16 protein-coding genes and 1 pseudogene are annotated in these 8622 nt (G+C 43.5%); 1 reads left to right on the forward strand and 16 read right to left on the reverse strand.

Annotation, left to right across the window (positions count from 1 at the left end):
• The 4 genes and pseudogenes from AAY47_RS22805 to AAY47_RS14815 all read right to left on the reverse strand — a co-directional run.
• On the reverse strand, positions 1 to 81 hold an 81-nt coding region (locus tag AAY47_RS22805; RefSeq protein WP_235428368.1), incomplete at its 3' end, for an Rz1 family lipoprotein.
• Positions 65 to 376, reverse strand: a pseudogene (locus AAY47_RS22810) (lysis system i-spanin subunit Rz); the annotation flags it as partial. The pseudogene AAY47_RS22810 and the gene AAY47_RS22805, both read right to left, overlap by 17 nt.
• Complete coding sequence (locus AAY47_RS14810) at positions 373 to 777, reverse strand: structural protein (RefSeq protein ID WP_047770909.1); 405 nt, start codon at positions 775 to 777, stop codon at positions 373 to 375. The gene AAY47_RS14810 and the pseudogene AAY47_RS22810, both read right to left, overlap by 4 nt.
• Complete coding sequence (locus AAY47_RS14815; protein ID WP_235428367.1) at positions 774 to 1097, reverse strand: phage holin, lambda family; 324 nt, start codon at positions 1095 to 1097, stop codon at positions 774 to 776. Before AAY47_RS14815 ends, AAY47_RS14810 begins: the two co-directional genes overlap by 4 nt.
• Positions 1098 to 1261: 164 nt before the next feature.
• Here AAY47_RS14815 and AAY47_RS14820 point away from each other — a divergent pair, with 164 nt between their 5' ends.
• Positions 1262 to 1486, forward strand: a complete 225-nt coding sequence (locus tag AAY47_RS14820; protein ID WP_047770910.1) for a hypothetical protein — start codon at positions 1262 to 1264, stop codon at positions 1484 to 1486.
• Here the strand turns inward: AAY47_RS14820 and AAY47_RS14825 are convergent.
• The 12 genes from AAY47_RS14825 to AAY47_RS14880 form a co-directional block, all read right to left on the reverse strand.
• Positions 1455 to 1649: a hypothetical protein gene (locus AAY47_RS14825; protein WP_047770911.1), complete on the reverse strand. Its 195-nt coding sequence runs from the start codon at positions 1647 to 1649 to the stop codon at positions 1455 to 1457. The two genes, AAY47_RS14820 and AAY47_RS14825, sit on opposite strands and share 32 nt — an antisense overlap.
• Before the next feature lie 134 nt (positions 1650 to 1783).
• Positions 1784 to 2554, reverse strand: coding sequence for a KilA-N domain-containing protein (locus tag AAY47_RS14830; protein ID WP_047770912.1), 771 nt, complete (start codon positions 2552 to 2554; stop codon positions 1784 to 1786).
• A gap of 498 nt (positions 2555 to 3052) precedes the next feature.
• On the reverse strand, positions 3053 to 3883 hold the full coding sequence (locus AAY47_RS22815) for an ORF6N domain-containing protein (protein WP_047770913.1): 831 nt from the start codon (positions 3881 to 3883) through the stop codon (positions 3053 to 3055).
• 264 nt (positions 3884 to 4147) lie between these two features.
• A complete protein-coding gene (locus tag AAY47_RS14840; protein WP_160300205.1) occupies positions 4148 to 4519 on the reverse strand; it encodes an antiterminator Q family protein in 372 nt (123 codons plus the stop codon).
• Positions 4491 to 4850, reverse strand: a complete 360-nt coding sequence (gene rusA, locus AAY47_RS14845) for a crossover junction endodeoxyribonuclease RusA (RefSeq protein ID WP_047770915.1) — start codon at positions 4848 to 4850, stop codon at positions 4491 to 4493. The genes AAY47_RS14840 and rusA overlap by 29 nt, the downstream gene beginning before the upstream one ends.
• 1 nt (position 4851) lies before the next feature.
• Positions 4852 to 5136 (reverse strand): DUF1364 domain-containing protein, encoded by a 285-nt coding sequence (locus AAY47_RS14850; RefSeq protein ID WP_047770916.1) that lies wholly within the window; start codon positions 5134 to 5136, stop codon positions 4852 to 4854.
• 69 nt (positions 5137 to 5205) lie between these two features.
• Positions 5206 to 5649 (reverse strand): YbcN family protein, encoded by a 444-nt coding sequence (locus AAY47_RS14855; RefSeq protein ID WP_047770917.1) that lies wholly within the window; start codon positions 5647 to 5649, stop codon positions 5206 to 5208.
• On the reverse strand, positions 5639 to 5854 hold the full coding sequence (locus AAY47_RS14860) for a Lar family restriction alleviation protein (protein ID WP_047770136.1): 216 nt from the start codon (positions 5852 to 5854) through the stop codon (positions 5639 to 5641). Before AAY47_RS14860 ends, AAY47_RS14855 begins: the two co-directional genes overlap by 11 nt.
• Entirely contained in the window at positions 5851 to 6219 is a 369-nt protein-coding gene (locus AAY47_RS14865; RefSeq protein ID WP_047770918.1) for a phage protein NinX family protein, read from the reverse strand. Before AAY47_RS14865 ends, AAY47_RS14860 begins: the two co-directional genes overlap by 4 nt.
• Positions 6219 to 6554 (reverse strand): hypothetical protein, encoded by a 336-nt coding sequence (locus AAY47_RS14870; protein WP_047770140.1) that lies wholly within the window; start codon positions 6552 to 6554, stop codon positions 6219 to 6221. The genes AAY47_RS14865 and AAY47_RS14870 overlap by 1 nt, the downstream gene beginning before the upstream one ends.
• 55 nt (positions 6555 to 6609) lie before the next feature.
• On the reverse strand, positions 6610 to 6978 hold the full coding sequence (locus tag AAY47_RS14875) for a hypothetical protein (protein WP_047770919.1): 369 nt from the start codon (positions 6976 to 6978) through the stop codon (positions 6610 to 6612).
• 106 nt (positions 6979 to 7084) lie between these two features.
• Entirely contained in the window at positions 7085 to 8458 is a 1374-nt protein-coding gene (locus AAY47_RS14880) for a replicative DNA helicase (protein ID WP_047770920.1), read from the reverse strand.
• Between the last annotated feature and the right edge of the window lie 164 nt (positions 8459 to 8622).

Raw genomic sequence — 8622 nt, forward strand, 5'->3', positions numbered from 1 at the left:
GACGTACATAATCCTGTTCAGCGTCTTTCGCCAGTCTGGCGGGTCTTGAACCATCCACGCCGGTGGGGGCAGCGGTTTCAGACACGGGGCACTCGGCTTTGATGTACACGCGCTTAACGTTAGTGCGGAGAGTATCGCTAAGCTCATCAAGTTTAGATTTGGCATTGGCGAGTTTCTGTAAGCTTTTTGCATCCCGTTCGTGGAGTTGCTGGATGCGCTCTTGCTGGGTGGTGTTGATGGCGACTTGCTCTTCATACTGTAGCTTTAAGCTACGGTATTCTTCGGCCTTGTCCTGATACTCACTGTAATAGAACCAGAACAGGCCAGCGACGACAGCAAAAGCACCAAGGGTGAAGTGCTGGCTGTTGAATCTCATAGCATCTCAAATGCCCGTGTGAAAGTGTCATCGGAATAAGGTTGCTTGCCGTTCTCGTGCCGGATGATGGACTTAGCCAGCGCAATCAATGTGGGCTTGTTGATGTCCAGAACCTGATTCGAATCGACATTCAGTGCCTTAGCAACACCCTTGATATAGGCTGAGGTGTTATTCTCGCTATTTGGAGCATAGCGATTAATCATCTTAGATACGCTGTTATGCCCGCCTTTGTGGTAATTGGTCAGCAACTTCATGAGTGCCCGGATACCATATTCCGGTGATTCAAACAGACAGAACCGAGGATTTTTTACACCTGTTTCGATTCCCATTTGACCCTGCCACTTATTAGCGGGATTGTGGTCAATATTGCCCGGGTTGTTATTGCGAATGCCTCTGCTCACTGTTTATCCCCCAACCGTTTATTGATGGCACGAATAGCAAACTCGCGTATTTTCTCAACGCCAATAAACCCAACAGCGCCACCGATAGCCGGTGCAAAACTGATAGGAATGCCAAACATTTCTAGACCACTGGATACGCTCCATGACAAAGCACCACAGAGCAGCGCCTCTACCCAGCGGTTCTTCCGTTCCACGCCGTCGTAAATCAGACGTCCGTAACAAATTACGATAGCTAAAGCAGAGCCGGATATCTGCGGCCATGAGTTTTTCAGGCCATTTAACAGGTCAGCCCATAAATCAGGATTTTCTTTCATCTTCATATTCCACCCCATTCGAACAATGGGCGTCCGTGGGGTGAACGATGGTTACCCCTGTGAGTCGGTTAAAAGTAATGGGTTAATGGTTAAGGTAAACTATTGGGTCAGCCAAATGTTAACCAACCCATAGAGGGATGGCTGATTACCTCTGAATACAAGGAAAAAACATGATAGTGGAAAAATACTATCCCTTTGAATTTTCTGTAGAAGAATCAATACCCGCACCGCTAGCTCGTGAACTGATTGCTATCAAGCAGGTTTTAGTAGCTATCATTGCAACTGACTATGAGAAAAGACAGGTTATTGTAGATGGCCTGTCAAAGAGTGATTGTCCAATCATAAAGAATATTGTCGATAACATTAAGCTGATTGACGAAGCTCAGCACCAATAATCATTCCGGCATCAATCACTTTAGCTGATTGTTTTTTCGCTCTGATTTCATCAATTGCTATTTGATGAATAGCGTAATAATGACTAACAGCTCCTTGAAATTCAGTGAGCTGTTTCTCTAACCCTTCAACTTTTTTCTCTAACTCTTCAATACGCTTTTCCATCATTCACCTCGCTAGTGAGTTAATAGGCTGCCAGCCGCAATAGCGATACTGAGGTGCTGGGAGTGATTGTGGTGGCAAATTTGAAAAAACCAGCCCTCGGCTGGTTACATAGCTATTTCAATAATCGAATAACTCTAATTATTGGGAGAAGGTAAAGCTGCAATGATATTTTCTAGATGAGGTAATGCTTCGCTATCTCTTGAGCCAAAATAACTGATAGATTTATCTCTAATCCAGCGATGAACTTCTAAATTAAAAGAGGTCATCAATTCGTTTGGATAAAGCCTTGCTTCTACTGGTTTTCTTTTCCCATCTTTAAACTCGTGTGTATATGTAGGGAATAAGTCAGGGTCATATCCTTTGTCACGCAAGAAGGCGCTAAACATTCGGCCTAATGAAATATCAGGCATCAGTTTATCGGGAATCAGGTAGCCCTTTGACTCCAGAGGTGCTAATAACTTCAATGTCATCTGATCTAGCATAGAAAAATGGGTTGGAGGAATCTTATCTCTGTTAATGAGATAGCGTTTCACATGGTATGGCATGACGGATTTTTGTTGTTTTCCGCCGGTCATCCAATCAAATACCCACTTTGAAACCAGAACAGCAAACTTAGGCGAAGCCCATTGCCCTAAATTTATAGCCACCTGAGGATGAACCCACGTGCCTTGAAGATCGGGGATTCCACCCTTAACTGGTTGAATTAGTTCCGATATCGGAATTCCGATATCGGCAGACAGAGCCAACAAAAACGATTTTGAAGTGTTATTTTCCAGATAATGACCAAGCAATTTACCTGCGGCCTTACACATCGCTGTTGCGTTAATATATCCATCATACGCACGCTGAGCTATTACCACATTGTTCTCTTCACGAGAGATAAGTGGCAGGTCTAACTGTTTCATCTAACCTCCGCTTTAATTGAGTTAGATGAAGACCTTAACTTGCATATATCTCAAACTAAATGGCTTTTCGTGATTATGTGACAAAGGCCACGCAAATAGCGCAGCCTTGGAATAACTACTTGAATTAGTTCCGTTATGGGATTTCCCATATCGGGGAATCAGAAATATTCATCTAAACATCCCGAACTTGCGGGATTTTGAACTACCAAAAGATATTTGGTAGTTGGATAAAGCCATCGAATTCATCTTTCATAGGTGTGTTCTCTATACCCATTCGAGGTGCTGATCGGAATGGTTAATATTGAATATAACCTATTGATTTAAAAGTGATATAGGTATTGATCGACCATGATCGATTTACGACGGGTAGATAGCAAAAAGCCCCGCGAGTGCGAGGCTTGGATATTCTGATTTAAGCGCCTTATTCATACGCGTAGCGCTATATTAGCACAGTATAGTGTCCGTACATCCGTACAGTCAAGTAAGTAACTGATTAAATTACCACTGATTCACTATCTTGGAAAAGCTCTCTTTATGGATAATGAGGTATCCGGCTTTCTGAGCCAGTTCCATAAAGGTATTTAGCGTCATTACATGGCTATTGGGATCTACCGTTTGGTAGTCCTGTATCTTCCTGTTTTGGAGCGTGACTAACACTTTGCCGTTGTCAGGCAGCAAGTTAGCATCAAGTATCGATGTTTGCTTGGGAATGTATTCCCCCTCCAACGCATTTAAGAACTCAACAGCCTCTGTTATTTGTGCTGGCTCAAGCTGATAAATGTGCTTAACTTCAAAATGCTCATGAACCAATTTCCAGATATCAGGATAAATCTTACCAAGACCAGTTGTGATTAGACGTTCTGCTGCTTGACGTAATGGGGTTAATTGACTAGCTGTTGAGAGGCGGGGCTTGGTTTTATTTGCTACTGATTCCAATTCGTTCTGGTTGAAGTAAAAATCTTCCAGCTTCTCGAAAACGTCCCATGCCTGATCTGTTTCGAGCATCTTAGCATGTCTTGCCGCTCCGCGTTCCGTCCATAAGATTAATGAGCGAACGTTTTTAGCTATTTTCACAAAGTTACTTTTAGCCACGTTGCTATTTTCAACAGAAGGTCTTAAAGACATTCTGTGCTTAAACTCCCGTAGCTCATCACTTTCAAGCAAGAAATAGTGCTTACCGATCACAAAGCGTTCTAAGTTTCTATTGTGATTTTTGCGGATATAGTCTGGTTCAGTTCCATAAAGGCAAGCTAATAGTTCAGTAGTTACTACAGGAATATTTTTGAACGCTACAATTGATAAGCTTTCGACTGAGATTTGATTAGTCATAGGTCATTCTCCACTTAGTGAATGATCACCACCTTTGAGGCTAATCAATTGGTGGTGAACTGTGCAGGGTTAGCCTTACCGGCCTAAGTGAATACCGGCGGATCTTTCGATCCCCCCACACAGCCCACCATTGAATAGATGTAGCTATGCTTCACACAAAAAAAACCGCTAACGCGGCTGTGCGTCACTTAGATATCCGAGAGGCTAATCCCGACAACCGATTTTGCGGCTGCAACGAGAATATAGCCTCGGATATCAACAAGGTCAAGCAGCTTCCAACAAGGTATGAATTACACCTGCAATGTAAGCCTCTGCTCTGGCTAAATATGCTGTGATGTAATCTGGGCGTTTTTTCTTCTCCCTTGCTATCGCCCTACATGAAATATGATGCTGATAGTGCAGACAAATGATGTTATAGCCGTCTATGTCGTATTTTTTCAGGCCAGCCACAGCTCTATCAATCATCATTCCTTTCTCATCCGTTAGATAAGGCTTGCTTTCTCCCTGCGAGTCAGTCATGTAAGACATTCCTTTGTATTCAGTTCCTATGCGAGCCTTACTCCAGTTTCCCCACGCCTCAAGTAAATCTTTTACATGGCTGCCCATCTCACTCTCCCAATTCCCATATCTGGACATCCAAACAGCCTCCTGCAACCCGTTCACCGCGCATAATGTGCATATCATCAATCTGGCTATCATCCGCCCAGAAACTGGCATGAGTCAGCGAATCGAAAACTGCTTTAGGCAGGTTATCGAGGTCTCTCTGTCGTCTGTCTGGAGGATTGGCTGTAATTGAGATTTTGATGCGGGATGTGGTGTTGATATTGAGGTTCTGCTGCTTGATGAGTTCTATGATTTTTTGTCGGTATTTGATGCCTTTTTCTGAGATGTAATGGCTGCGTGCGGTATGTCGCCAATAGGTGTTATTCGATGGCGGCCACGGCAATTTTAGATTGTAGGTTTTCACGTCAAATCTTACCCTCCGATAGTAATACTGCCTGCGTCCTGATTACACCCTCTAAATGAGCCATATGTGCATAGTCAACGTCTGTCAATCTCGTTCTGCGGTCTATTTCGTCGTGACACGCTGAACAGGCCCATGCGCCCAATAAATCAGGCGGTTTCATTCCTGTACCACAGATGCCAGCCATTCGATAATGAGCCAGCACCACAGTTTCACTATTGCCGTTACAGATGCCCGGAATTCTGACCTGACATTCTCGGCCTCTAGCCTCTTTCCGTAAATTCGCCACCTTATCCCCCTAACGCTATCCCCATAATCAGCATGAATGCTGTCCAAAAGCCGATGAATAGTCGGTATCTCACTGATTCTGCTCCTGTTTGAGTTTCATGTACTCGCTGTCGTCTGGCACTGTCACGAAACAACCAATACCCACAGCCCATTGCTCAACCCGTTCCATGAACCGAAACATCTCACCAGTATCCAGCCTGGATGTCTGGCGTAGTGTCCTGACACGCTCAACTTCCTGCGTTCTGGCATCAATCCGCTCCACAACCTCATAGCCCAAAAATGTGTGTTTCATCATTTCTTTAACTTCATCCGGTGAGAATTTCGCCCCGTTAGATTTCAGGAAATAACTAATCTCGCCAAACCACATATGCAGGGTTGCGTTCTGAGATAGTGTTCGGGTGTTTTTCCACGGTTTGATGGTGATTCGGTGAGGTTGGTTTGTTGCGAGAACTTCTTTGAGATGTTTCCAGGCTAATTCTTTTGTTGATTCATGGAAGAGAAAATCATGCTCCATCTAACCTCTCTCTTTTATTCCATAATTCAATTGCATTATTTACCGCATCATCTTTATTTTTATTGTAATAAGAAATAGAGCCTGTTGAATCACACCCAAAACAAGTTACCCACGAATCATAAGGTTCATGTGATTCATCATATTCATGATCAACACCTAAATTTTCACCACCACAAAACGGACACGGTTTGAGTTTGTATGTCATTTTGCCTCCAGTAGTTCATCCGGTATCTCCACTTCGGCGCCTAACTGTGCAGCCACGACAGCACGGCAGATGGCGATTTGTGGTGTTTGTCCATGCATATCTATGTTCACATAATCATCAGGACATAGCGCACCTTCTATAATTGATAGCCCGGCACAATAATTTCCTCCCATAACTGGACATACATCCATTTCGTACTTCTCAATCAACGGCCCGCACTGCGCCCAGTCGGTTGATGGTGAGTAATCTGGCATCCCTCTAACAACCATGTTGCCGAAACGGGTTATTATGACGTCCAACCCAGCAACCCTAGCCACAGCCCAGTCCAACGCCCGTCCAGTCAGTTCGCTTGTTTTGATTTTCATTAAAATGCCTTACCGCCAGTCTTGGCGCGATTCTCTCGTTTATGGTCTGCCCGATTGCGGTTGTATGCTAACTTTTCAGCAATCGCGCTCTCGATGTCATAACCAAATGCCTCTGCATAATCTAAAATTCGGATCACTGCATCAGCCAATTCGACCTCAGCCATCGGACGATGAGGCAAATGGTCGTCCATCAAATTTTTACGCTCTCCCTCCATTGCCTCGCTGATTTCTGAGTGAATTAAACAAAGCAATGTGCCTCGTTCTCTTGGATTGTCCCACCAACCCGCATCAACATTTTGCTGGTGAATTTGCTGTTGTAATTCAGTTAGTTTCATCTCAAAAGCCCTTCTTGTGGGGTTAAAAAAGCCTGCATATTGCAGGCGAGGATTATTAAAACTTTAGGTGGTTTTTCTCTATTGTATCAACAGCATAAGCTGACGCTCTGATAGCCTTATCAATTCGCTCTTGATCAGGATAAAAATCACATTTAACCGTTGCTAATTGAGCTGTAATTATAAGTAATTTTTCCTTCAAAAAATAAATCAGCGCCTCATCTGTCATTGATTCTCTCTCTCTTTCCATGAGTTCATCTGTTAGTGTTGAATTAGTTAAATCACAAATTTCATCTTGAAGAGAAAATTTTTCATCTAGCCATTTCTTAGGAACCTCATCACCGCTCTCAAGTGCCTCTTCGATTCTTCCTTTTAACTCTTTGTATTTATGCGTTAGTTTAAGTAATTCGCGCTTTCTTTTATCCATTTCAACCCCTGTTTTCTTGACTTAATTTAAGTGTCTTGTGGTTCATTTCCATATTAACATGCGCCTAACATGGTGTTTTAGAAACATGTCACAAGATTTTTTAAGGTTAGAACTCAATATCTTCTTGATATTCAGCTGATTTGACTCTGGTGAGGTCAGCAGGATCTAACCCTCCGTGCGCGTTTGTAAAATAATACGTTTTTTCAGCACCGGGAGCGTGACGTGATTTGGTACAGATAATTTCAGTAATTCCTTTCAATTCCGTATTGGGGTTATATTTTTCATCGCGGTGAACCATGAAAATAACATCAGCCACTTGCTCTATCACACCTGACTCACGCAGATCGGAGTTCATCGGGCGTTTATTGCCTCGCTGTTCCAGGTTGCGGTTTAATTGAGCCAATGCAATAACAGGGCATTTAAGCTCTTTAGCCAGATTTTTTAATCCCGTAGCTATCTCACCGACAGACTGATTCATGTTATCGGGGTTCGACATTTTCATGATTTGCAGATAGTCAACAATAATCACCTTAAGACCGCCAGTCTGCTTGTGCATTCTCCGTGCTTCTGCGCGAATTTCGTTAATACTCTGAGATGTTTTATCGTTGATATATATCGGTGATTTTTGGATATCATCCAGTGCATGCGCCAGTTTTCCCCATGCCACATCCATCATTTCCTTTGTACAGTTTTCCCCCAATAAATCCTCTTTTCGGACACGTGCATGATGAAATGCAATCCTCTCGGAGATCTGGTTTTTTGGCATTTCCATACTGAAAAACATCACCGGTTTTTTATTTTTTAATGCAACTGATTTTGTGATTGCAGTGCTGATCATAGTTTTACCCATACCCGGACGTCCGCCAACCACAATAAAATCTGTGTTATTAAACCCACCAAATGCCTTATCGATATCAGGCATACCCAGTTCTGTTTTGTGTTTCCAGATTTCGCCATTGATCATCGATTCAAGAATTTCTATCGACTCTTCAACACCCACCATGATATGAGCGGTTCCACCGTCATTAACGCTATTGATATTGGATATCTGATTTTCAATATCCCCAGCAATATCCTGAACAGCGTTAACGCCGCTCTCAGTGATCCGGGCAATACCGGTATGCAACACAGACAGCATGTTGCGAGTCAGGGATAATCGCTTGAGTTTATCAACGTAACTGGGTAACAAGTGGACGCTGGGAACATGCTTAGCACATTCAGCAATGTAGCTAAAACCACCGCAATGATTGGAATCACCCGTTTGCTCAAGCTCGCTGTTCAGCAATACCAAATCAAATTTACTGCCCGTTGCACTGAGTTTCTTCAACCCTCTCAGGATCAGCCTGTGAGTCACGGAGCTGAAATCTTTTTCCGTTAGTGACTCAACCGCATCAAGAGCAAAATCAGCAAACTCATTACCAGCCACCAAAATCCCACCAATGACTGCCCGCTCTGTATAAATATCAGAAAATTTATCCATGTTAACCCCCGTTGCGTCGTGCGATGTGTTCCCGTTTTGCCTGTTCGTAAACCTGTGACCAGTTCTCCGGTTTGAGTATCCAGTCCAGTGTTAACCACGGCTTGTCTTCCAGTTGGCCGAACAGCGATGACTGACTGATCAGGTCGAAGCAGGTCGCCATATGC

Origin of the sequence: Xenorhabdus griffiniae, assembly GCF_001028135.1 — a bacterium.
GTDB classification, from domain to species: domain Bacteria; phylum Pseudomonadota; class Gammaproteobacteria; order Enterobacterales; family Enterobacteriaceae; genus Xenorhabdus; species Xenorhabdus bakwenae.

Coding starts and splice junctions, on each gene's coding strand:
- AAY47_RS14815 (WP_235428367.1), bottom strand. CDS start 1,097: ATGAAGATGAAAGAAAATCCTGATTTATGGGCTGACCTGTTAAATGGC.
- AAY47_RS14820 (WP_047770910.1), top strand. CDS start 1,262: ATGATAGTGGAAAAATACTATCCCTTTGAATTTTCTGTAGAAGAATCA.
- AAY47_RS14825 (WP_047770911.1), bottom strand. CDS start 1,649: ATGGAAAAGCGTATTGAAGAGTTAGAGAAAAAAGTTGAAGGGTTAGAG.
- AAY47_RS14830 (WP_047770912.1), bottom strand. CDS start 2,554: ATGAAACAGTTAGACCTGCCACTTATCTCTCGTGAAGAGAACAATGTG.
- AAY47_RS22815 (WP_047770913.1), bottom strand. CDS start 3,883: ATGACTAATCAAATCTCAGTCGAAAGCTTATCAATTGTAGCGTTCAAA.
- AAY47_RS14840 (WP_160300205.1), bottom strand. CDS start 4,519: ATGTCCAGATATGGGAATTGGGAGAGTGAGATGGGCAGCCATGTAAAA.
- AAY47_RS14855 (WP_047770917.1), bottom strand. CDS start 5,649: ATGGAGCATGATTTTCTCTTCCATGAATCAACAAAAGAATTAGCCTGG.
- AAY47_RS14860 (WP_047770136.1), bottom strand. CDS start 5,854: ATGACATACAAACTCAAACCGTGTCCGTTTTGTGGTGGTGAAAATTTA.
- AAY47_RS14865 (WP_047770918.1), bottom strand. CDS start 6,219: ATGAAAATCAAAACAAGCGAACTGACTGGACGGGCGTTGGACTGGGCT.
- AAY47_RS14870 (WP_047770140.1), bottom strand. CDS start 6,554: ATGAAACTAACTGAATTACAACAGCAAATTCACCAGCAAAATGTTGAT.
- AAY47_RS14875 (WP_047770919.1), bottom strand. CDS start 6,978: ATGGATAAAAGAAAGCGCGAATTACTTAAACTAACGCATAAATACAAA.
- AAY47_RS14880 (WP_047770920.1), bottom strand. CDS start 8,458: ATGGATAAATTTTCTGATATTTATACAGAGCGGGCAGTCATTGGTGGG.